General features: G+C 41.9%; 21 protein-coding genes and 1 pseudogene. 12 read left to right on the forward strand and 10 right to left on the reverse strand.

Annotation, left to right across the window (positions count from 1 at the left end; all coding sequences use genetic code 11):
• Nucleotides 1–83: 83 nt before the first annotated feature.
• The 3 genes from psaB to JUI58_RS20175 all read left to right on the forward strand — a co-directional run bounded on the left by psaB (nt 84) and on the right by JUI58_RS20175 (nt 4,294).
• Entirely contained in the window at nt 84–2,312 is a 2,229-nt protein-coding gene (gene psaB / locus JUI58_RS20165; protein ID WP_204105609.1) for a photosystem I core protein PsaB, read from the forward strand.
• Between the two features lie 94 nt (nt 2,313–2,406).
• On the forward strand, nt 2,407–3,603 hold the full coding sequence (locus tag JUI58_RS20170; protein ID WP_204105610.1) for a glycosyltransferase: 1,197 nt from the start codon (nt 2,407–2,409) through the stop codon (nt 3,601–3,603).
• The gene (locus tag JUI58_RS20175; RefSeq protein ID WP_239121603.1) at nt 3,593–4,294 is read left to right on the forward strand and encodes a methyltransferase domain-containing protein; all 702 of its coding nucleotides are present in this window, start codon (nt 3,593–3,595) and stop codon (nt 4,292–4,294) included. Before JUI58_RS20170 ends, JUI58_RS20175 begins: the two co-directional genes overlap by 11 nt.
• A gap of 35 nt (nt 4,295–4,329) precedes the next feature.
• Here the strand turns inward: JUI58_RS20175 and JUI58_RS20180 are convergent, their stop codons facing one another.
• The 4 genes from JUI58_RS20180 to JUI58_RS20195 form a co-directional block, all read right to left on the reverse strand.
• Nucleotides 4,330–6,177 (reverse strand): serine/threonine-protein kinase, encoded by a 1,848-nt coding sequence (locus JUI58_RS20180; protein ID WP_204105611.1) that lies wholly within the window; start codon nt 6,175–6,177, stop codon nt 4,330–4,332.
• 112 nt (nt 6,178–6,289) lie between these two features.
• A complete protein-coding gene (locus JUI58_RS20185) occupies nt 6,290–7,258 on the reverse strand; it encodes a glycosyltransferase family 2 protein (RefSeq protein WP_204105612.1) in 969 nt (322 codons plus the stop codon).
• Nucleotides 7,259–7,323: 65 nt separating this feature from the next.
• Nucleotides 7,324–9,462, reverse strand: a complete 2,139-nt coding sequence (locus tag JUI58_RS20190) for a family 10 glycosylhydrolase (protein ID WP_204105613.1) — start codon at nt 9,460–9,462, stop codon at nt 7,324–7,326.
• A gap of 28 nt (nt 9,463–9,490) precedes the next feature.
• Complete coding sequence (locus JUI58_RS20195; protein ID WP_204105614.1) at nt 9,491–11,416, reverse strand: penicillin-binding protein 1A; 1,926 nt, start codon at nt 11,414–11,416, stop codon at nt 9,491–9,493.
• Between the two features lie 349 nt (nt 11,417–11,765).
• Between JUI58_RS20195 and tyrS the strand changes: the two genes are divergently transcribed.
• The 3 genes from tyrS (at nt 11,766) to JUI58_RS20210 (ending at nt 14,344) form a co-directional block, all read left to right on the forward strand.
• Nucleotides 11,766–12,995, forward strand: a complete 1,230-nt coding sequence (gene tyrS, locus JUI58_RS20200; protein ID WP_204105642.1) for a tyrosine--tRNA ligase — start codon at nt 11,766–11,768, stop codon at nt 12,993–12,995.
• Nucleotides 12,996–13,067: 72 nt separating this feature from the next.
• The gene (gene pyrF / locus JUI58_RS20205) at nt 13,068–13,784 is read left to right on the forward strand and encodes an orotidine-5'-phosphate decarboxylase (RefSeq protein ID WP_204105615.1); all 717 of its coding nucleotides are present in this window, start codon (nt 13,068–13,070) and stop codon (nt 13,782–13,784) included.
• 2 nt (nt 13,785–13,786) lie between these two features.
• Nucleotides 13,787–14,344, forward strand: coding sequence for a hypothetical protein (locus JUI58_RS20210; protein ID WP_348539935.1), 558 nt, complete (start codon nt 13,787–13,789; stop codon nt 14,342–14,344).
• Between the two features lie 20 nt (nt 14,345–14,364).
• Here JUI58_RS20210 and JUI58_RS20215 read toward each other — a convergent pair whose 3' ends face one another.
• Complete coding sequence (locus tag JUI58_RS20215; protein ID WP_204105616.1) at nt 14,365–15,171, reverse strand: sulfotransferase domain-containing protein; 807 nt, start codon at nt 15,169–15,171, stop codon at nt 14,365–14,367.
• A 266-nt stretch (nt 15,172–15,437) separates the two neighbouring features.
• Here JUI58_RS20215 and JUI58_RS20220 point away from each other — a divergent pair, with 266 nt between their 5' ends.
• On the forward strand, nt 15,438–16,004 hold the full coding sequence (locus tag JUI58_RS20220) for a DUF4126 domain-containing protein (RefSeq protein WP_239121605.1): 567 nt from the start codon (nt 15,438–15,440) through the stop codon (nt 16,002–16,004).
• Nucleotides 16,005–16,048: 44 nt separating this feature from the next.
• Here the strand turns inward: JUI58_RS20220 and JUI58_RS20225 are convergent, their stop codons facing one another.
• Nucleotides 16,049–16,318, reverse strand: coding sequence for a hypothetical protein (locus tag JUI58_RS20225; RefSeq protein ID WP_204105617.1), 270 nt, complete (start codon nt 16,316–16,318; stop codon nt 16,049–16,051).
• Between the two features lie 248 nt (nt 16,319–16,566).
• Between JUI58_RS20225 and JUI58_RS20230 the strand changes: the two genes are divergently transcribed.
• The 5 genes from JUI58_RS20230 (at nt 16,567) to JUI58_RS20250 (ending at nt 22,201) form a co-directional block, all read left to right on the forward strand.
• Entirely contained in the window at nt 16,567–17,925 is a 1,359-nt protein-coding gene (locus tag JUI58_RS20230) for an O-antigen ligase family protein (RefSeq protein ID WP_204105618.1), read from the forward strand.
• Nucleotides 17,926–17,968: 43 nt separating this feature from the next.
• Nucleotides 17,969–19,270, forward strand: coding sequence for a flippase (locus JUI58_RS20235; protein ID WP_204105619.1), 1,302 nt, complete (start codon nt 17,969–17,971; stop codon nt 19,268–19,270).
• A gap of 136 nt (nt 19,271–19,406) precedes the next feature.
• Nucleotides 19,407–20,363: a glycosyltransferase family 2 protein gene (locus JUI58_RS20240; RefSeq protein ID WP_204105620.1), complete on the forward strand. Its 957-nt coding sequence runs from the start codon at nt 19,407–19,409 to the stop codon at nt 20,361–20,363.
• Nucleotides 20,364–20,398: 35 nt separating this feature from the next.
• Nucleotides 20,399–21,187: a dienelactone hydrolase family protein gene (locus JUI58_RS20245; RefSeq protein WP_204105621.1), complete on the forward strand. Its 789-nt coding sequence runs from the start codon at nt 20,399–20,401 to the stop codon at nt 21,185–21,187.
• A gap of 57 nt (nt 21,188–21,244) precedes the next feature.
• Nucleotides 21,245–22,201: an SGNH/GDSL hydrolase family protein gene (locus JUI58_RS20250; RefSeq protein ID WP_204105622.1), complete on the forward strand. Its 957-nt coding sequence runs from the start codon at nt 21,245–21,247 to the stop codon at nt 22,199–22,201.
• Nucleotide 22,202: 1 nt separating this feature from the next.
• Here JUI58_RS20250 and JUI58_RS20255 read toward each other — a convergent pair whose 3' ends face one another.
• From JUI58_RS20255 to JUI58_RS26715, 4 genes and pseudogenes are all read right to left on the reverse strand, one after another.
• Entirely contained in the window at nt 22,203–22,532 is a 330-nt protein-coding gene (locus JUI58_RS20255) for a XisI protein (RefSeq protein ID WP_204105623.1), read from the reverse strand.
• Entirely contained in the window at nt 22,520–22,657 is a 138-nt protein-coding gene (locus tag JUI58_RS20260; protein ID WP_204105624.1) for a hypothetical protein, read from the reverse strand. The genes JUI58_RS20255 and JUI58_RS20260 overlap by 13 nt, the downstream gene beginning before the upstream one ends.
• Complete coding sequence (locus JUI58_RS20265; RefSeq protein ID WP_204105625.1) at nt 22,635–22,991, reverse strand: XisI protein; 357 nt, start codon at nt 22,989–22,991, stop codon at nt 22,635–22,637. Before JUI58_RS20265 ends, JUI58_RS20260 begins: the two co-directional genes overlap by 23 nt.
• Nucleotides 22,979–23,437 (reverse strand): annotated as a pseudogene (locus JUI58_RS26715) (element excision factor XisH family protein). Before JUI58_RS26715 ends, JUI58_RS20265 begins: the two are co-directional and overlap by 13 nt.
• Nucleotides 23,438–23,685: the final 248 nt, after the last annotated feature.

The following is a 23,685-nucleotide window of genomic DNA, read 5'->3' on the forward strand; positions in this document are numbered from 1 at the left end:
ACAGTCCCCAAATGAGTAGCAACACGCATTAGTGAATTTGCATAAGACTCATGTTCAGGTAGGAAAACTCCTCAAAAAGATTTATGGCAACTAAATTTCCAAAATTTAGCCAGGACCTCGCCCAAGATCCAACAACCCGTCGGATCTGGTACGGGATTGCCACAGCCCACGACTTTGAAAGTCATGACGGCATGACCGAAGAAAATCTCTACCAAAAGATTTTCGCTTCCCATTTCGGACACATCGCTATCATTTTCCTGTGGACTTCTGGCACCCTCTTCCATGTGGCTTGGCAAGGTAACTTCGAGCAATGGATTAAAGATCCGCTCAATGTCCGTCCCATCGCTCACGCAATTTGGGATCCCCAATTCGGTCAAGGTGCAATTGATGCCTTCACCCAAGCGGGAGCAAGCAATCCCGTTAACATCTGCTATTCCGGGGTTTACCACTGGTTCTACACCATTGGCATGACCACCAATGCAGAACTTTACCAAGGTTCTATCTTCCTTTTAATTCTCTCTGCCGTGATGTTGTTCGCTGGCTGGCTGCACTTGCAACCCAAGTTCCGCCCCAGCTTGTCTTGGTTTAAAAACGCCGAGTCTCGCTTGAACCATCACTTGGCTGGATTATTCGGAGTTAGCTCTTTGGCTTGGACCGGTCACTTGGTTCACGTAGCGATTCCCGAATCTCGGGGCATCCACGTGGGTTGGGATAACTTCCTTTCCGTGAAACCTCACCCGGCAGGTTTGGCACCGTTCTTTACGGGAAACTGGGGCGTTTACGCTCAGAATCCTGATACGGCGGGTCATATCTTCGGAACTTCTGAAGGTGCGGGAACAGCTATCTTGACTTTCCTCGGTGGCTTCCATCCCCAAACCGAGTCTCTTTGGTTGACTGACATCGCTCACCACCACTTGGCGATCGCAGTTCTCTTCATCATTGCTGGCCATATGTACCGCACGAACTTCGGTATCGGTCACAGCATGAAAGAGATCATGAATGCCCACACTCCCCCAGAAGGTACGCCTTTTGGCGGCATGATTGGCGCGGGTCATAAAGGGATGTACGACACCTATAACAATTCTCTGCACTTCCAATTGGGATGGCATCTGGCTTGTTTAGGGGTTGTTACCTCCTTGGTGGCACAGCATATGTACTCCATGCCGTCCTACGTCTTTATTGCGCGGGACTACACCACACAAGCAGCCTTATTTACTCATCACGAGTATATTGCTGGTTTCTTGATGGTAGGAGCATTTGCTCACGGCGCGATCTTCTTGGTGCGGGATTACGATCCCATTGCGAACGAGAACAATGTTCTAGCGCGGATGTTGGAGCATAAAGAAGCATTGATTTCCCACTTGAGTTGGGTTTCTCTCTTCCTCGGTTTCCACACCCTCGGGCTGTACGTTCACAATGATGTCGTGGTTGCTTTCGGGACTCCTGAAAAGCAAATTCTCGTCGAACCTGTGTTCGCTCAGTTCATCCAAGCGTCTCACGGCAAACTTCTCTACGGGATGGATGTTCTGTTATCCAACCCTGATAGTGTTGCTGCCACTGCATACCCAAACTACGCTAACGTTTGGTTGCCGGGTTGGTTAGATGCAATCAATAGCGGGGCTAATTCCCTGTTCTTGACCATTGGACCTGGAGACTTCTTGGTTCACCATGCGATCGCCCTTGGTTTGCACACCACGGTGTTGATTCTGGTTAAAGGCGCTTTGGATGCTCGCGGCTCCAAGTTAATGCCGGACAAGAAAGATTTCGGTTATTCCTTCCCCTGTGACGGTCCGGGCCGTGGCGGTACTTGCGATATCTCTGCTTGGGATTCCTTCTACCTCGCCATGTTCTGGATGTTGAACACCTTGGGTTGGTTAACCTTCTATTGGCACTGGAAACACTTGGCCGTCTGGCAAGGTAATGTTGCCCAGTTCAATGAAAACTCGACCTATTTAATGGGTTGGTTCCGGGATTATCTCTGGGCAAACTCTGCTCAATTAATCAACGGTTACAATCCTTATGGCGTGAATAACCTCTCGGTTTGGGCTTGGATGTTCCTCTTCGGACACCTGGTTTGGGCGACAGGTTTCATGTTCCTCATCTCTTGGCGCGGTTACTGGCAAGAGTTAATCGAGACGATTGTTTGGGCCCACGAGCGTACTCCTTTGGCGAACTTGGTTCGCTGGAAAGATAAGCCCGTTGCTCTCTCTATCGTTCAAGCTCGCGTGGTTGGTTTAGCTCACTTCACGGTGGGTTACATCTTCACCTACGCGGCCTTCTTGATAGCTTCAACGGCTGGTAAGTTCGGCTAACCATTAGCTGAGTAGGTTTTAAATCCCCTGCCTTCGGGTGGGGGATTTTTCATGGTATAAATAATAACAAATACCCTATAGTCGATTATCGATCGTGTTTAAAGTTCTTCATGTTATTCCTTCCGTTTCGTCGGCGCGAGGGGGTCCGACTCAGGTTGTTTTAAATTTAGTTAAAGCCTTGCGCGATCGCGGTATAGATGCAGAAATTGCCACAACTGATGATGATGGTTTAGAGGTTTTAGATGTTCCTCTCCATCAGCGTATTGAATATGAGGGTGTTCCTATTTGGTTTTTCCCGCGCTTTTCTGCACCAAAAAATACGATTTCCCTCGGTAACGATCGCGGTTTCCTTTTTTCGTGGTCATTAACCCAATGGTTATGGCAAAATCTCGCCAATTATGACATTTTAGATCATCATTATTTATTTTCTTATAGTTCCACTTGTGCTGGGGCGATCGCAAGGTGGAAGAAAATTCCCTATACTGTTCGGACAATGGGACAATTATCACCTTGGGCTTTAGCACAAAGTCAGCGTAAAAAGCAAGTATATTCAGCTTTGATTGAACGTCGGAATCTTAATCAGGCGGCGGTTATTCACTGTACCACGGCAGGAGAAGCTGAAGATGTCAATAATTTTGGTATTGTCGCACCTAAAGCCATTTTACCTTTAGGAGTGCAATCAGAGATAATAATTGATGATGCAGGCTCAAAACTACGCCAAATTTATCAGATTTCTTCTACAACTCCGATTATTTTATTTCTCTCTCGTATCCATTATAAAAAACGTCCAGAATTATTACTCGAAGCACTTTATTCTCTGAAAACCAAACAGGAATTTCATCTTATTTTTGCAGGTACGGGAGAAGAAGAATATCTCAAGAAACTAGAAAGTTTGGTTGCATCTTTTGACTTAACTCAAAATGTTACCTTTGCTGGGTTTTTAACTGGGAAAAGTAAAGCATTAGCCTTGCAAGGTTCCGATCTATTCATTTTGCCTTCCTTTGCAGAAAACTTTGCGGTTGCAGTTGCCGAGGCAATGGCGGTAGGATTACCTGTTATTGTCACCCCTCAAGTGCAAATTGCCCCAGAAGTTCTTGCAGCTAAGGCTGGGTTAGTGGTAGAAGGGGAAGTGACGAAAGTAGCCGAGGCGATCGCGACTCTCCTCGCATCTCCTCAACTGCGTCAAGAATTAGGCGATAATGGCAAACAATTAGTCAAAACTCGCTATTCTTGGGATGCGATCGCCGGACATCTCATCTCGGTTTATCAGACCATTATTAATGAACAATAAACAATTATTAATGAAAGACAACCCACAACAAATAACCAATAATAAACAACCAATATGCCTGCATATTGGTTGTGGTTTAATTATCGCTGAAGGCTGGAAAAATATTGACGCTTCTCCCTCTTTAAGATTGGTTAAAATTCCTATTATTGGACGTTTTCTAATTCCTGTACTCAAATTACCAGCATGGTCTACAAATGCACAATATGGAAATATTGTCAAGGGTTTAGATATTGCTCCCAATAGCTGCGATTTAATCTACGCTTCCCATGTTCTCGAACATCTTAGTATTACAGATTTTAAGATTGCAATGGAAAGAATTTATTCTTATTTAAAACCCCAAGGAATTTTCCGCGCAGTTGTTCCTAATTTAGAAGATTTAATTGCTACTTATATTCGGGAAAAAAAGGAAGAAAAACTTGCTTCTCAAGCCTCCATTAATTTTATGACTAACTCCTTAATTGGGCATTTAGGGACGCGAAAAGCGTTAGGCGATCGCCTGAGAGAAATGTTTTCTAATAATCGCCATCAATGGATGTGGGACGAATCTTCTCTAACTAATGCCTTTATTGAACAAGGGTTTAAAGATGTTCGTCTCTGTCAATATCAAGAATGGCGAGACGATCGCTTTGCGGGAGTCGAACATCCTGAAAGTTTTGAAAATGCCATTTGTATTGAAGGAATTAAAAAATAGAGAAACTTCTCTATTTTACAATTATTTTTGCCTTATTACAACTGCCAAATTTTAACCATTTTATCCTCACTACCACTCACTAATCTTGTTCCATCCGGACTAAAAAGTACAACTCTCACGGTATTCTGATGGCCTTCTAAAACTTGGTATTCCTCCTGCGATCGCATATCCCAAATTCGGATCGCTTTATCATAGCCACCACTCGCTAAAAATAAACCATCCGAACGAAAATCTACCGAACAAACCCAATTATTATGATTTTCTAAAACGCCGATTTTACTGCCTGCGATCGCATCCCAAAGTTTCACGGTATAATCATCACTTGCAGTAGCAATTATTTTACCATCCGGACTAAAAGTAACCGCATTAAACCCAGCAAACAATGCTGCATCATTTTTGATAGTTTTTAACTCGGTACCTGCATGAAAATCCCAAATTTTAATAGTTTGGTCGGCACTTGCTGTTACTAAAGTTTGGCGATCTGGACTCATAGAAACGGAACTCAACCAACGAGAATGACTCCGCAGAATGTGCAAGCATTTTCCACTCTTAACCTCCCAAATTCTCAAGGTTTTATCTCCTCCCACACTGGCTAATATTTCCCCATCCCAACTAAAAGCTAAAGAATTAACTCCTGCAACAAATCCTCCATGACCTTTCAATTGACGGATTTTTTTACCATTTTTGACCTTCCAAAGTTGAATTACATTATTAAAGTCTCCACTCGCTAGAACTTTGCCATTGGGAGAAAAAGTAACAGAATGAAAAGCCGATTCTTCTCCCGCTTTATTTTGCAAAGTTTGTACTTCTTCTCCTGTTGCTAATTCCCACAGTTTAATTGTTTTATCTTCACTGGCCGTAGCTAAATATTGGCTATCGGGACTAATTGCAAGATCTAAAACCTTATCACTATGCTGAGTCAAATTATAAGCATGGGTGTAGGTATTTTCGCGCTTGACTGAAGATTTAGGAGATTTTTGGGAGGATGAAATTTGGGGAAAAGTTGGGGAAGAACTGTTTAAATCTTGCAGAATTTCCGTTGCAGTACCATAGCGATCGCTTAAGGATTCTGCAATCATTTTATCCAGTATCTTACCCAGGCGATCGCCAACAGCATTGTCCACTAAATAATCTCGCCAAACCCAGCGACTTTCCAGGGTGTTGTATAAATCAAAGGGAGAAATTCCGGTCAAAAGATACAGACAAGTTACTCCCAAACTATAAAGATCGCTGGCAAATATTGGTTGTCTTCGCAATTGTTCAGGGGCAATAAATTCCGCACTACCTATTTGTGTTCCTTTCTGTATTAAAGCAGTGTTCGTTGCATATTTTGCCGCACCAAAATCGATTAAAATCAAATTTTTATTGTCCGAACAGCGCATAATATTACTGGGTTTGATATCTCGATGAATGACCCGGCCTTGGTGGACAAATTCCAACACTGGGAGAATATTTTCGAGGATTTCTAAAATTTGCTTGGCTGTAAAATTGCCGTTCTTCTCTAATTCTACTTGTAAGGTTTCACCATCAATAAACTCTTGAACAATATATTGATTTTCCTCTTGCTCAATATAAGCATAAAGATTAGGAATTTGGGGATTATCCCCCAACTCTTCCAAACGAATAGCCTCTTGCTGAAACAATTGTGCAGCTTTATCAATCTCAATTTTTTCTTGAGGATGAAATTGTTTAATAATGCAGAGAGGATGAGAGGGTTTGTGTCGATCGCAGGCTAAAAAAGTCCGTCCGAACCCTCCTTGACCGATGAGTTTGAGAGAACGATAGCGATCGCCTAAACTGAGTGAGGTTCCGCAAGACGGACAAAACTGAATGCTGTCGATATTTTCAGGAACAGAACAGTTTGGATTGAGACAATAACTCATTTGGACTGGAGAACATACAATGATTTCTCTCGATTCTAACTCGAAAATCTATTTTGAGAATAGATCCGCTCAAAGTTTCTAGCTTATCATCTTACTTACGAGCCAATTAAATCTACTCTTTAATTAAATCATCAATGTTTTTAAATCCATAAGCATCGCGCACAAAATATAAAGGTCTACCTTTAACTTCCTCGTAAACTCTTCCCAAATACTCCCCCAAAACCCCCAAGGTAATCAGTTGAATACCTCCAAAAAACAAAATAGCAACCATGATCGAAGCATAACCCGGAAGATCAATTCCTTGAATCACCGTTCGCACAATCAAAAAACTAGCATATAGTAAAGAAATTAAAGAAATAAATAAACCTAAATAACTCCAAACCTTAAGAGGAAGCATACTAAAAGAAGTAATTCCATCAAGGGCAAAATTCCACAATTTCCAATAATTCCAGGTGGTTTCTCCCTGGAAACGAGGATCGCGATCGAAGAGAATTGATGTTTGCTTATATCCTACCCAAGCAAATATTCCCTTCATAAAGCGAGTTCTTTCTGGCATTTTTTTAATCGCTTCAACCACTTGGCGATCAAGAAGGCGAAAATCTCCTGTATTGAAGGGAATTGTAACAGGACTCATTTTCCCTAAAGTTTGATAAAATGCTGTTGCTGTCATTTTTTTTAACCAGCTTTCTCCCTGTCGCGATCGCCTTGTCGCACAAACTACATCATATCCCTCTCGCCATTTTTCCACTAACTTTGTAATTAATTCTGGTGGATCTTGCAGATCGGCATCAAGGGGAATAATTGCCTTGCCTATAGCATAATCTAAGCCTGCTGTCAAGGCAATTTCCTTACCAAAATTGCGGGATAAATTAATAATTTTTATGGCCTGATTCTGATGATGAAAATAGATCAGTTTTTCTAGCGTATTATCCCTACTACCATCATTAATACAAATAATTTCATAAGTTAAATCTAAGCCCTCTAAAACCCCTTGCAAGCGCTGAAAGAGAACGGTAAGATTATCTTCCTCGTTATAGCAGGGAATGACAACAGAAAGCTCAATGTCGCTAGAGCAAGACATAGAAAAATAGAAAAAATGAGATAATCCTAAGATTAACCTTAATTAAGAGAGAATTTGTGCAGATATTAAGTTAATGTAACGATCGCGCCTTCACTCTCTACCGCCGTAGAACTCACAGCACATAACCCATACATTCCAGATGCAATTCCCGTAGCGCGGATAGAAGCGGGAAAAATAGCCGCCAATTCCCAAGTTTCATCCTTCAAGCGGTATAAACTCCAAGCGCGAATTTCTGCATTTCCTTGGGGTTGCCACGAAAGCGTATTGCCCTTAATACTAACTTTAGGAGATGAAGGTTTTTTCGCCAAGTGTCGAGATAGGGAGGGGACTAATGCGGGGCGATCGTACAGTCTACTCTTAAAGGCTTCATTGACATTTTGCATATTTTCCATTAAAGGTTTGACATGATAGAAAATATTCCCTAAAACATTTTTATTCTTTGACTCTCGTGTAATTTTCACTTGATTTTCAAACTCTTCCACCGACCAAGGAGAACTACTGGTAACGGTGCTGATTCGCGATAAATTATTACCAATATAAAGATGCACATTTTGAGGATTATTTTCTGCCCACCACTGTAATAAAACCGGATAACTTTGCTTTGTTTGTTCGATTTTCCAATACAATTGCGGAGAGAGATAATCTACCCACCCTTCTGATAACCACTTGATCGGATCCATATATAGGGCGTTAAATTGGTCTAATCCGGCAATACCGGGGGGTTTTCCAGGCTGATAAATACCAAAAGGTGCAATGCCGAATTTAAGCTGAGGTTTTGTGGCGCGAATGCCTTCCGATAAGCGTTTCACTATCCTATTAACATTTTCCCTGCGCCATGCACCAACATCGAGAGTACCGCCACTTTGTTGATAGCTCTCGTAAGTGACGCGATCGGGGAAATCCTGTCCCGTGATGGGATAGGGATAAAAATAATCATCAATGTGAACCCCGTCGATATTGTAGCGCCGGACGACATCGAGAATGACCTCATAGGTTTGATTCTGAACGATTTCCAAACCGGGATCCATCCAGCGATCATTGCCATAATTGTACACGGCTTCAGGATGGAGAGCATCGAAATGAGGGATCTTATTGGCTTCAGATTTACTGGTTTTAGCGCGGAAGGGATTAAACCAAGCATGAACCTCGATATTGCGCTGATGTCCTTCAGTCACAAGGAATTCGAGGGGATCGTAAAAGGGTTCTGGGGGTCTGCCTTGAATGCCTGTCAGCCATACACTCCAAGGTTCTCGCGCTGAAGAATAAAGGGCATCTCCTTCAGGACGAACTTGAAAAATCACCGCGTTAAAATTAAGACTTTGTAGGCGATCGAGAATAGCACGTAATTCCTGTTGTTGTTCTGGGGCGGAAAGTCCTTGTTTGGAGGGAAAATTGACATTCCAGACGGAGGTAATCCATGCGCCGCGAAATTCCCTCTGATGGCTGAGAATGGCGGTGGTTTGCGTTTTGGGGGGGTTAATTAAATAATCCGAAGCAATCTTCGGCATTTTCCCTGTTTGGGCGATCGCCTGATAAAGCAAAGCCGCAACTTCGGCGCGAGTGGCGGCTTTATTGGGCTGTAATTTTTGGCGATCGGGATGATTGACCACCATTCCCGTACTTGTGGCGATGGTTATGGGGGCGATCGCGTAATTGGGAATTTCTGTCGCGTCTTGATAATAATCCCCGAGGGCAATCTTAGGTAAATTGGCAGTATTAATCTGCAAACCATTCACCAAAGCCGTCAGAATTTGCGCCTTGCTAATCTCAACATGAGGACGAAAAGTTTTATTGGGATATCCGGTTAAAAATCCCATTTGATAGGCCTTTTGGATGGCATTATTGGCCCAAAATCCCAAAGATAAATCGCCAAATTTAATGGCATCGCGCTGAATGGGTAGATTGAATGAACCGGTGATTAAAGAGGCAAATTGAGCGCGGTTAACCGGTTGGTCGGGGCGAAACGTCCCATCAGGAAAGCCGAGAATGATCTTCGCACTCGCCAGGGCGGTAATAAAAGGCTGCGCCCAATGTCCCTGAATATCGGGAAATTGAGAGGTATTGGCAGTATTGAAAGTGGCGATCGCCGGAGCAGTATTCAGAGGAGTTAGGGCGATCGCGTACTCCCCCGCCGGCACCCCCTCAACCTGCGCCGTTAACATTCCGCTTGCATCCACCGTTCCCGTAGTTTCAATCTTGGCCATTTACCCGCACCAATAATTTAATTTAAACTTAAGCCTTCGGACGAGGAAACTTAGAAGGAGAAGGAAAATGCTTCACCGGCTCATTTTTCAAAGCCTCCCGCATGAAACCACGCCAGATGGGAGCAGCATATCCCCCTCCCGTCACACCTTTTCCCAAAGGTCGATAATTATCATTGCCGATCCAAACCGCCACAGACAATTGGGGAACATAACCCACAAACCAGACATCCCGTTCCGAAGTCGTCGTTCCCGTCTTACCCGCCGCCGGACGACCGATCGCCGCCCCTGGTGCCGTTCCTCCCCCCTCGAGAACCCCCTTCAGCACACTCGTTAAAGAAGCCGTTGCCCAAGGATCCAGAACCAAGCGAGGCTTAGGAGTATTATCAAGGAGAACATTACCACTACTATCCGTAACCCGTGCAATAACCGTCGGTTTGGAATGCCAGCCATTACTAGCAAAAGTGGCATAAGCCCCCGCGATTTCCATTGGTGTAATGCCAATCGATCCCAAAGGCAAAGAAATCACCGGATCGAGAGGACTACTAATACCTAAAGTGCGACAAACTTCAATCACATTATCAATCCCTACCGCTTGACCGATCTTCACCGCCGGAACATTGAGAGATTGAATTATCGCCGTGCGAAGACTAACAGATCCCGAAAAACTCCCCCCGTAGTTTTGGGGTTCGTAATAGGCAGAACCATCGCGATACCTAACCGGACTATCATTAATGCTCGAATAGGGGGTATATTTCCCACTAGCAAAAGCAGTGTAATAAACAAAAGGTTTAAAAGACGATCCTGGCTGACGCAGGGACTGAATGGCGCGGTTAAACTGACTTTCCTTATAGTTCACCCCTCCCACCATCGCTTTGACATAATGAGTGCGAGGATCGATCGCCACTAAAGCCACCTGATCCGCATAGAGTCCGCGATTTTTTAAATTTTGGTGCGCTTGGGCGACATTTTCTTCCGCCATTTTTTGGAAGTTATAGTCTACGGTGGTTTGCACTCGCATTCCCCCTTTGAGTAGGGCATCTTCTCCAAAACGCTTTTGCAGTTCCGCAACCACAGCCTCCGTAATATAAGGCAGTTCGCTACTTTTCCAAGCTGTAGGCTGGCCAATCAAAAGTTGGGCTTTTTTCGCCTCTTCTGACTCTTTAGCTGTAATCCAGCCTAAATCCTGCATTCGTTGCAGGACTAAATATTGCCTTTGTTTCGTTTTTTTATAGTCAATGAAAGGACTATAATCTTCCGGCGCTTGGATTAACCCGGCCATCACGGCGGATTCTGCTAAATTCAAATCCTTAGCGGATTTACCAAAATAACTCTGGGCAGCAGTTTCCGCACCATAACTGTTATGACCCCAATAAATATTATTGAGGTACATTTCTAAAACTTGGTCTTTGGTAAAGATTTGTTCGACGCGAATCGCGAGAACTGCTTCCGCCAGTTTGCGGCTGAAGGTGCGCTGTCTGGAGAGAAATAAATTCTTGACTAACTGCATGGTCACGGTAGACCCCCCTTCTACCACAGATCCCCGTCGCCAGTTGACGAGTAAGGCGCGGCCAATGCTATTGGGATTAATGCCATCGTGTAGATAGAAATGGCTATCTTCAATGGCTAAAACTGCTCGTTTGAGGTTTGGGGAAATTTCGTCGAGCTTGACGACTTCCCGATTGTATTCTCCGTGTAGACTATCGAGGATTTTGCCCTTGATATCATAGATATAGCTCGTTTCTGTGGGGACGAAGTTTCGCAGAACGCGAACGTCGGGGAGATTGCGAAAACTAATGGCGAGTCCAACCAACCCACCTGCTACAAGGGAACTAGAGAGCATGGTAATGCCCAGAATTGTTCCTCCAGCAGCCTTGGTCATCCCAAGGGCAAATTCAACCAAGGGCTTGCGATCGCTTTTCTTTGTGCTTTTTTGTCGAACGGTACCAGTCGCCACGATAATTCAACTACCTCACTCTAAAAATGTTCGATGCTCTATTTCTGTGCAAAATGTGTTCTGTGCAAAATGCTTGTGCAAAATGCTTGTGCAAAATGTTTGCCCAAATAGGGAGCTAAGAGAACCGGGAAAAATAAAAACTACATTTTACAGAAAATAATCTACAGCCCATTGGCCGATTTCCCCCTTTAGAAACTTTAACATTTACTTAACACTGATACTTTATCCAAAATTCTAATTTATTTATAAAGACTTAGAGCATTTCTCCTTAACTTAACAGTACGGGTGCGTGTTACCCTAAAACACTTGGTTGGTATCCTAACGTTAAACCATCAACTTGTCGAATCTCATGCCCGATCGCAATTTAAACCCCGATATGACTTGGCTTTCCCGAGGCATTAGCGAAATTTTTCCCGATCGCCCCGAGTCGGATCACCCCGCAGAAAATTTAGCTTGTTTATTGGCGCAGTGCGATCGCCCGTTGCGAGTAAAGTTAGGCATAGACCCGACGGGATCGGCTCTCCATCTCGGTCATAGCATTCCTTTCCGAAAATTAAGGGCGTTTCAGGATGCGGGACATATTGCGGTAGTTATCATTGGGGATTTTACGGCTCAAATTGGCGATCCCACGGGGAAATCGGAGGTGCGTCGCCAACTAACTCCCCAAGATGTGCGGGATAATGCCAAAACCTATTTGCAACAATTGCGCCCTGTATTGGATTTTGACACCCCCGATCGCCTGGAAATTCGTTATAACTCGGATTGGTTGGCTAAATTGGATTTAAAGGAAATTCTGGGGTTATTGGCGACAATGACGGTGGGGCAAATGTTGGCCAAAGAGGGGTTTTCCGAACGCTATGAGCAGGAAAATCCCATTTACTTACACGAATTTCTCTATCCTTTGATGCAGGGTTATGACTCGGTAGCTGTGCAAGCGGATGTGGAGTTAGGGGGAACTGATCAGAAGTTTAATTTAGCAGTGGGACGGGACTTACAGCGCCATTTTGGTCAAAAACCTCAGTTTGGTCTGTTATTGCCTTTACTTTTGGGATTTGATGGCGTTAATAAGATGTCGAAATCTCTCAATAATTATGTGGGATTAACTGAAGATGCCCTCTCCATGTATTCCAAGTTGGAAGGGACTCCCGATGCGCTCTTGGAGCGGTATTTTGAGTTACTAACCAAATTACCCTTAGAGAGTTTACCGGAAAACCCCAGAGAGCGGCAAAAATTACTGGCATTGGATGTGGTGGCTCAATATCACGGTGAGGAAGCAGCCAAGGAAGCCCAAAAAGCGGCGGAGTCTTTAAGCAAAGGGAAACAACTTGCAACGGAATCTGTTCCTGAATTTCTGTTAACTGAGGTGACATTTCCTGCTAAGTTGTATTACGTCCTCGGTGCGAGTGGCTTATGTAAGAGTAGCGGTGAGGGTCGCCGCCAGATTCAAGGAGGGGCAGTGCGCTTAGATGGCGATCGCATTAGCGATGTTAATCTTGAATTTGCCTCTCCTGTCGATCTCAATGGTAAAGTTTTGCAAGTGGGCAAGAAAAAATTTGTTCGGCTTGTCAATAAAAAGTAGAATTTGAGAGCGAATTTTCGTCAATAATTTTCGTCAATAATTTTCGTCAATAATTTTCGTCAATGGTTATCAATGAATAGCGAACAATTATTAGTTAGCGATCGCATTATTGTTCCCCTTGATGTTCCCACGCCTATGCAGGCGATCGCCCTAATCGACAAACTCCCTCAAGTTACTTTTTGGAAAGTTGGCTTTGAGTTATTTATTGGTGCAGGTGCAGAGGTTCTCAAGGTTCTCAAACAACGCAATAAGCGTATTTTTCTGGATCTGAAACTCCACGATATTCCCAATACGGTTGTTGGAGCTTGTACGTCGGCTAAACTGTACGATATTGATTTCCTCACCATTCACGCAACATCTGGCCGCAAGACCCTAGAAATGGCGGCAGAGGTGGCTCGTGGCTCGGGACACTTGAAACTTTTGGCAGTTACACTTCTGACCAGCATTAATTCCCGAGAATTGGCGTTTGATTTAAAAATTCCCCTCGAATTGCCCGAATATGTTTTGCAGATGGCACTACTGGCTCAAGAGTCGGGAATTTCTGGGGCTATTTGTTCCCCGCGAGAGGCAGGTCAGTTACGAAAAATCTGCGATCGGGATTTTCTCTTGGTTTGTCCTGGAGTGCGTCCAAGTTGGTCGGAGACAAAAGATCAAAAACGAGTCATGACCCCTGGCCAGGCGATCGCAGCCGGAGCAGATTATTTGGTGATCGGTCGTCCCATTACTCAAGCGACAAATCCCCTTGAGGCATGGGAACGCATTTGTGAAGAAGTCGCTGGAGCGATGTAATTGTGAGTTTAAAGTTAGCAATAAAAGGAGTTTTAACGGGATTCGGGCTGGCGATCGCCACTGGGGGGATTTTTCCCACGGTTGCTATTGCGGTGGAAACCTCTTGTGATCAGGATTTAGAAACAGTGGTGGAATTGCTGTTGGAGGATTTACCAGGCTATACAAATCGGGTGATTCAGCGATCGCGCCTCTCGGGGACAAACGACCACGAAACTTATGTTATTACCACAGGACAACCGGAGTTTGAACCCTTGGCATTAGTAGGAAGCACTCGCGCTTTACCTATTTCTCCAGACGACCCCAAACAGGTATTTTTTACCACCCTAGAGCAGTCTTTTAGCGGCGATCGCGCCATCCCCCGAGAAAATTATCATTGGTTATTTCTCGTGTCATCCCCCGACGGTTGGCGCATGGCGACGCTATTTACCCGTTATGGGTCCGTTAACAGAGAGCAACCCCCATCCCCTCCTAGAGAAGCCAGTAATGGCGCGATCGGTCAAGCTGTGCGCTTGTGGTTGCGAGATTGCCGTTTTAGTCCCGATCGGAAAAAACAAAATTAGGAAACACTGGAAAAATAACATCAAAACTCCCATTCGCGCAAAACATCTGCCAGAATATCATTCAATTTTTCAATCGTTTCTGGGCGAAGTTTTTCCAAATACTGCCCGGTTTTTCCCGATCGCTTATGAGTCATTTTTTCTCGTATTTGGACTGGACTGGCTTCCTGCATTAATATTCTAATCTCTTTTTCTGAAGGACTCAAAGCACAAAAATCAGAGATTTTTTTGATAAATTCCGCAGTATCATTAATAAATAGAGCATATTGCAAATAGAGATAATCATCTGCGGTATCTCGTAGCTTTTGATAGTTTTGATAAAAAGGAACAATCCATTCTTCTGCTTGCTCTAAAACATAAGCATCAATTTCTTGTTCTTGTATTTGCGCTCTTTGTTGCAGAAAAACATCGCGATCGCCACTTCTCAAGGGTTTTGTATGAGTAAAAGCAAAAGAATAATAAGCAGAGACTAAAACATCCCTCGGATCTCTTAAAAAGAAAATATGTTTAAATTTATTTCGACCAGGAAAATCTAAATACTCCCTTTGGGGTCCATAAATTTTACCATTGAGAGAATATAAATCGCTATAAGCCCTCTCTAAAAACAATTCATAAGGACTTTCAATATTCTTAAAGCGATCGCCAGCCCCCCAAATTGTCCCCGCATAATCGACTAACTCATATTCAGCATTTTTAGAGATGATTTCAAACAATCTCTGCACAAAAGTAGAAGCACACTTATGGGTAGTATAAAATATAATCGATCGCGGTCGCTCTAAATTACGGGAAGCTATCTTAAGTCTACTCTGCAATTTACGAGAGTAGAACATGAGTTTGATTTTATGACTTATCTTTTTTAGCATTACCATTAATACATTTAAAATTAGATTTAAAATTTCTCTAAAGATTAATCGGCGATCAATAAATCTACTGCCCTGCAACTGAGAGAAAGTGAATCATAAAAATACGTTTCTGTCAACATTTCTGCTAATATTGCCGTTGATCTGACCCTTAATTTAAAAACATCTACCCAGAGAAAATACAACAGATTTGCAGGGACGAGCCAGAACAGAATTACAATTTATGCAGTATTGTCATGATAGATTTTGCGATCGCAATGTGTTTGGGAATTGCATTCAGTGCAGCTTGTGGGTTTCGGATTTTTGTTCCCCCTTTAGTGATGAGCATTGCCTCCTTATCAGGAAATTTGACCCTCGCCCCTGGTTTTGCTTGGATCGGGACTTACCCCGCCCTGATTTGTTTTGCGATCGCCGCCCTCCTCGAAGTATCAGCTTATTATTTACCCGTGGTGGATAATTTTTTAGATACCCTAGAAATTCCCGCCGCGATCGCCTTGGGTACCGCGATCGCCGCCGCCAATTTAGGAGAAGTCGATCCCCTATTACGTTGGAGTTTAGCGGCGATCACCGGAGGAGGAACTGCTGGGGCGATCGAGAGTTTTACCAGCGTAACGCGATTAGACTCCACCACCAACACAGGAGGGCTGGGAAACGGCATCCTAGCAACCCTTGAAGTTCTCAGTGCAATCACCCTATCCATTCTAGCCTTGCTTCTCCCCCTATTTGCCGGTGTTGTTGTTTTACTGGTTTTAAGTCTTGTCTTCAGACAGGGAAGAAAGCCGCAACGCAAATATCGAATCTAAAATCTTGGATACTTTTTAATTTTATTGTCCTTATTTTATTGTCCTTATTGTCCTTCTCGCAAAATATCCAAGATTAGCTGAGAAAAATTCTCATCTCTCAAACGTTCGGCAGCATCTTCCAGTAACATCAATTTAGAACCGCGATCGCCCTGTAATGCCGAGGCAGGAATTAGCAAAGAAATATGGGCGAGTAACTGCTTGAGATCTGCCCGAATGCGCCTTTGCTTGGCTTCAAGAATAGCAGCCGCCCGACGCACTGAACGTTCTCGACGGAATTCTAACGTTAACTCATCTTGTTCGGAATATTCGTACATTGCTATTCCCCAAAAATAGTGACAAAAATAAATGGCGATCGTGCTGACTCAATGTTTATGATTCTAGCAGTTACAGTTTATTTAATCACGATTTCAGGAGGCAAACACTTTAAAAGTTAAAGAACGTTAAATATATCAAGATCAAACAATATTACGACAAGAAAATTAACAAAAATAAGAGTATTTAATTTTTTTGTATGTAGAAACTTATATTATTTGGCGATCGCCAAACCGAAAAAGAAGATTCCATGAAAGAACTACTCCTCGATCCTCTCATTTTACCCCTAATCCTTGGCATGGGTTTGATTTATTTAGCGATCGCCTTTAACTATTTAGGAACTTACCTAAAATATGCGATTATCTATGAGAAATTCTGTCTTGGTCTTTTCTTAATTACTATTTCTGGTGCAACAGGAGCAACTATTTCTCCTTTGACCAAATTGCATCCTCGAGTTCTATCTAATCTGGCAGTTACTCCACCAACAATTATTGCCCAAGTTGTAATATATGGAATCGCAATCCTCCTATTAATCCCTCTATTACGTTATACTTTAAAAGATTTTGTCGGTATATTTGGTATTCTCATTACGCGAAATCCTTTTCTCTATTTATTTCTCTTATTAATATTACTCTCTGCCTCATGGTCTAATAATTTTGTACTCACATTAAAAGCAAGTTTTGCTATTCTAGAAACTACCACTTTTGCGATTTATACTGGCAAGCGCTTCACTTGGCAAGAATTATATCCTCTGCTTTTATGGATTCATTGTATATTAGTATTTCTCGCATTTTTTTACGGTTTTGTTAAACCTTCCGTTGGTGTTTCAGATGGCGCATGGGTTGGTATTAGCGGGCATAAAAATCAATTTTGTTTTCTGATGGCACTCAGTGCTAGTCTTTGGTTTATTCAATCTCTTTATAATCCTAAGCAACGCCTATTTTGTGTTCTTATTTTTTTAATGGCTTTGTTTGCTTTAAATCAAGGGGGAAGCGGTGCAGGAAAAGTCACAGTTTTTTGCTTAATTTCTCTTTGGTTTTATTTGGGATTTGTGAAAACATTGCCCATTCAATGGGCTGTCACCTCTGTTATTCTCTTTATGATTTTAAGTATTGCTTTGACAATTTTAGTAACAGAAAATCTCGAATTTATTGTAGTCGATACCCTCAATAAAGACTTGACTCTTACCGGGAGAACTGACTTTTGGCCTCTCATTATTGATAAAATTAACGGGCGGCCAATTTTAGGCTATGGAATTGATGGATTTTGGCAACCTTGGGAAGGTGCAAATAATCCGGCGGCAGATATTATTGTCCAAAAAACTCAATTTTCTCCCCCCCACTCCCATAATGGATTCATGGATTTAGCCCTAGATTTAGGCTATTTAGGGTTATCCTTTTTTATTGCTGCATTTATTGCTAGTATTGTTAAAGCAGTCATCTACTTAAGCAAAGCTCCTATGCCTTATGGTGGCTTACCCATCCTACTTTTAACCTATACTCTCGTTACCAATTTAACAGAAACAGGTTTACTCGGTGTTACCAGTATCTTTTTTTGGTATATTGCTTTGACAACTCGAGTTAGTATTGATATTAGTCAGCAAACATAATTTTACGGCAAGATTAAACTTTTAATAATTAAGAAAAAACTAAATGTTAGAAAAAATAAGTCCGAATTTACGAAAAATTATTGGTAACACAACTTGGTTATTTGGGGAGAAAATTTTACAGCTTTTTCTCGGGCTTTTTGTAGGAGTTTGGGTTGCACGTTATTTGGGACCGGAGAGATTTGGTTTATACAATTATGTCGTTGCTATTGTCTTGCTTTTTAGTGTTGTTGCCAAATTAGGGTTAGAACAAATTATTGTCCGCGATATTTCTCGCGATATTTCTCAGAAAGATAAAACATTAGGAACAGGTTGTATTTTAAGATTTGTTGCAAGTTTACTGGCAACAATTGGTGTTATTATCTTCGCCTTAATTTCCGAACCAAACGATCCCAATATTCTTCTTTTTGTGGGTATTTTTGCTATTGGGAACAGTTTCAGTCGTTCGATGGAAGTAATTGACTATTGGTTTCAATCTCAAGTCCAATCTAAATATGTTGTTGTTGCAAAAAACATTGTTTATATTATCATTAACGTTGCCAAAATTATCGCCATTCAATTACAGGCACCTTTATTAGTATTTATTGTCATTCTTTCCATCGAACAAGTTTTAACAGCAATTGGCTTGGCTGTTGTTTATCAATTCAGTGGTAGTTTAATTAAAGCCTGGCGATTTAGCCGCGATCGCGCCCTTTCTTTATTGCAAGATAGCTGGCCTTTGATCTTAGCCAATATTGTCACCGTGATTTACATGAGAATCGATCAAGTCATGTTAGCACAAATGGTGAGTACAGAATCAGTAGGAATTTATTCAGCCGCCGTAAAAATTTCTGAGATGTGGTATTTTGTTCCTATTTCAATTATTAATTCAGTTTATCCTTCTGTTGTTCAAGGGAAAGAACTCGGCGATCGCATTTACTATGGTCGAATCCAGAAATTATTGAGTATTGTTACCATTATTGGCTATCTGGCAGCAATTCCGATAACTTTTTTAAGCCCTTATATTGTGAATCTAATTTATGGAGTACAATATGCCGAAGCTGCTAATATTTTAACTATTCATATTTGGGCAGGTTTATTTATTGGTTTGGGTGTTGCGAGAACAACATGGTTAACCACAGAAAATTTAACCCAGTTTGCAGCAGCAACAACAGCTTTAGGCGCTGTTATTAATATTATTCTTAATACTTTATGGATTGACACTTATGGCGGTACAGGTGCAGCCGTTGCTACAGTAATCTCGCAAATTGTAGCCTCTTATTTATCTGGGTTATTTTTTAAACCGATCCGACCTATTTTCTGGCGACAAACAAAAGCTCTCTTTTTAATGGGACTCTGGGAAAAATAAAGCGATCGCCTTTATAAATATCCTATTTTGAGAGCTATTTATTTGCGAATTTTAGCAAGATCGGTTACTGTATAAATATTATATCATTAACGCGATCGCGCTCTTTTATATTATTCAAATTACGGAGATTAAAGCAATGAATAACGAGCAATTAAACTGGCAATTAACAACCCCTGTGGCTATGATTGTTTTTAATCGACCTCAGACCACAAAAAAAGTATTTGAAGCGATTCGTCAAGTCAAACCTCCCGTTCTTTTCCTAATTGCTGATGGACCTCGCCCAGATAAACCAGGAGAAGATAAAAAATGCGCTGCGGTGAGAGAAATTATCGAAAAAGTTGATTGGGACTGTCAAGTATACAAAAATTATTCTGATGTTAACTTAGGCTGTGGTAAGCGTCCTTCTACGGGGATTGATTGGGTGTTTGATAGCGTAGAAGAAGCAATTATTATCGAAGATGATTGTTTACCCGATCCCAGCTTTTTTCGCTACTGCCAAGAGTTATTAGACTATTATAGAGATGACGAAAGAGTAATGACAATTTGCGGTTTAAACGTACAATTTGGAGAAAATCCGACAGATTATAGCTATTATTTTTCCCGCTACAATCATTGTTGGGGCTGGGCAAGTTGGCGACGTGCTTGGAAATACTTTGATTTTGATTTAAAGGTATGGCCAGAAATTAGAGAAAAGAACCTACTACAAGATATTTTACAAGATTCTCATGCGGTTAAATCATGGACACATACCTTTGATATTATTTCCGCAAACCAGTTAGATTGTTGGGATTTTCAGTGGATTTTTGCCAATTGGGTTCACGGAGGTTTAGCCATAACACCCCGCGAAAATCTCATTAAATATATTGGTTATACAGAAGATGCAACCCATACCACTAATGCGTTAAGTCAATACAATCAATTAGAAGTTAAAGCAATGGAATTTCCCTTAAAACACCCTCCTTTTATCATTCGTCACGATAAAGCCGATCGCTATACCGAATCGACTTATTTTGATTATCAGCCTAACCTATACAAGCGCATCAATCGTAAAGTTCGCAAAATATTAGGGTTAAAATTGTCACAAAGCTGGTAAGATTAAGATAAAAATTCAAACACTGAACTTAGACGATGAAATCTTTATCAATTGCTTTGTTTTTAGCTCCAATTATAGCTTGGATGGCGGTTCCAGCCGAAGCTGCTATTCGCACGGAGATCGTTGAATATCGCCAAGATAACGTGCTTCTAGAAGGCTATTTAGCCTATGATGATGAAGTTAAAGAACAGCGCCCGGGTGTTCTTGTAGTTCACCAGTGGAAGGGTTTAGGAGATTACGAAAAACGTCGGGCGAGAGAATTGGCAGAATTGGGTTATGTTGCCTTTGCTGCCGATATTTATGGTAAAGGTGTACGCCCTCAAACTCAGGAAGAAGCCAGAACTCAAGCTACACTTTATCGTTCTAACCGCGAACTGTTACGCGATCGCGCCAATGCGGGTTTAAAAGTTCTGCAAAGTCACGAACTCACCACCCCTGGAAAAATAGCGGCGATCGGCTATTGTTTTGGCGGAGGGACAGTTTTAGAACTTGCCAGGAGTGGTGTTTCTCTGGCTGGAGTTGTTAGTTTTCACGGCAATTTAGACACGCCAAATCTTGAGGATGCTAACAATATTCGCGGGGGAGTTTTAGTGTTGCATGGTGCCGATGACCCTTTTGTTCCTCCCGAACAAGTGCAGACCTTTGCTGAAGAAATGCGATCGGCTAATGTTGATTGGCAATTGGTCATGTATGGGGGTGCTGTTCACAGTTTTACCGACTCTAATGCAGGGAACGATCCCTCTAAAGGATCGGCTTATCAAAAAGAAGCAGATCGGCGTTCTTGGGCTGCAATGAAACAGTTTTTTAGTGAAATTTTCAAGTAGTTATTAGTTGTTTTTGAATGCAATTTTTAGCGAATACTTGATAACAGAATTAATGAGATGAGACTTAGAGGTATTGGTAAAATACTACTGGCAGTTCTATTGACTGTATTGATGATAGAAATAGGACTGCGCTTTTTTTTAGGTTTGGGTAAACCTGCTTTGGTACAAGCTGATATTGAAATGGGTTATCGTTTTCAGCCCAATCAAAAAACGCGGCGTTTTGGCAATTGGATAGAATATAATCAATATTCTCAACGTTCTGAACCTATCGAAATTGAAAAAAAAGCAGGTGTATTACGAGTTTTAATGTTAGGTGATTCGGTATTAAATGGGGGCAACCGTACCGATCAAATGGAAACAATTTCCGAACAATTGGAAATACAATTAAAAGAGAAGGGAAAAGAAACAGAGGTTCTCAATGCGTCGGCAAATTCTTGGGGAATTGGTAATCAATTAGGCTATTTGCAGAAATTTGGGACATTTAATGCTGATGCCATTATTCTCCAAATTGGCACTCACGATTTGCTACAACCGACCAGTCAAGGAAAGAATTTATATCCAATAGAATATCCTAGTTCTGCGATCGCCGAATTATTTCAACGTTATCTCATTCCTCGTATCTCCTATTTTATGCGAGGAAAAGTAACATTGGCTAATGAGAACTTAGATTTACAATTTAAGGACAATTTACAATCTTTGCAGGCGATCGCCGCTTTAACTCAAGAAAACAATATTCCCCTTGTTGTGGTTTATACTCCCAGTCGCGAAGATGTGTTACCCATTCCTAACGATCCTGCTTACAAATCTCAATTTTTCCAAGTTCTGCAAGAGTCCAAAATTGCCGCGATCGACATTCACAATGCTTGGTCGAAACTTCCTCCAGAAATGGTAAAATCCTATTTCGTTGATTGGGCGCATTTAACACCAGAAGGTCAGCGATCGGTGGCTGAATTGGTTTTTAAAAACTTGGGTGGGTTAGGCGATCGCACTGTTGGACACTACATGAATTTTTAAATCATGTTTTTGTCGCGATCGCATCTCGAAAATTGGGATGGCGAAAGGCGGGAACAAAAGCCGATTCTGGAATCCCTTGTTCCATTAAATCTTCGGCTATATCTTCAGTACCATTCCATTCAACATGAATTTTACCATCAATAATTCGCAGATGAAAAAAGATACTGTGAAGACGTTGGTAGCCATTCCAACCGACATTCATCAGAAGATAATTATCGGTTTCTTCATTGCAAATCGCGATGGTTTCGCCGCGATCGTTTGATTTTGACCATTCGAGATGCTTGGCAAAAACCGTGCGAATGGCGATGCGATATTGTTCTAGTCGATCCATTGTTCAATTTCCTCCGTATCGAGACTAAAAACCAAAATATTGATGCTCAATTCAGCAATATAATCAGAAATTTCAGGTTCGCAAAAGAGAGATTTGTAGGTATCATGTTTTTGTCGCGATCGCATCTCGAAAATTGGGATGGCGAAAGGCGGGAACAAAAGCAGATTCAGGAATCCCTTGTTCCATTAAATCTTCGGCTATATCTTCAGTACCATTCCATTCAACATGAATTTTACCATCAATAATTCGCAGATGAACGATAATACTATGAATGCGTTGATATTCATTCCAACCTAGAGTAACAAGTAAATAATTATCGGTTTGAGGGTCACAAATTGCGATCGCTTCAGCCGGAATGTCGCGATCGCTAGGACGATCTTCCCTAACTTTGCGAGAGAGTTGGGCGTGTTCGTTGAGAACTTGTTGAATTGCATTACGATATTGTTTTAATCGATCCATTGTTCGATAACCTCCGTGTCAGGATTAAACACAATGAGATGAATAGATTCATCTTCAATTACATTTTGCACGATCGCTTTTTGAAAGAGTTCTTGATATACTTTTAAAGGAACTGCGAGGTACGGCTGACGAGTAGAACCGCTACGACGTAAAATAGAGCGATATAAATATAGTAAAAATAGCGAGCAAGATGCTCGCACTACCCCCATTATGGTTTATTGTAGTGGGAGCGTCTCGCTCCCTAGCTCTAATTATTCGGAAGCTCTAATTATTCGGAGCAATGTTGTAAATTTGCAACTTTGAGATGCACCCGATTTTTCTGCTCCAAGATCGGGATAAACTCGCAATTCAAGATCGCCTAAAATGAGCGGATCGTGGGTAATTGTCCAACCTTCTTTGATAAGAGCATTTCTAACAGTTTCATGGTAGAGGTCTCGGCGAGGCATGACAACTGAATGGTGACGATATCTTTAATTTACTGTAAACTAACATTATCATCCCACATCAGTCATAAATCCTCTCCCGTCTAACAATGTCGTCTCAATACCTCAATCCCAATTGTCTCCAAATTAACCCCGATCGCGTTGAGGGTGCAAGCATAACACCCCTACAATGAGATTGAGGTTCGATCGCGTGAGTTTGGGAAATTTAGGAGATTATACAACGGAAAGCTATTATACTTATCTCATCAAAT

The sequence above is a fragment of the Spirulina sp. CCY15215 genome, assembly GCF_016888125.1.
Taxonomy (GTDB): domain Bacteria; phylum Cyanobacteriota; class Cyanobacteriia; order Cyanobacteriales; family Spirulinaceae; genus CCY15215.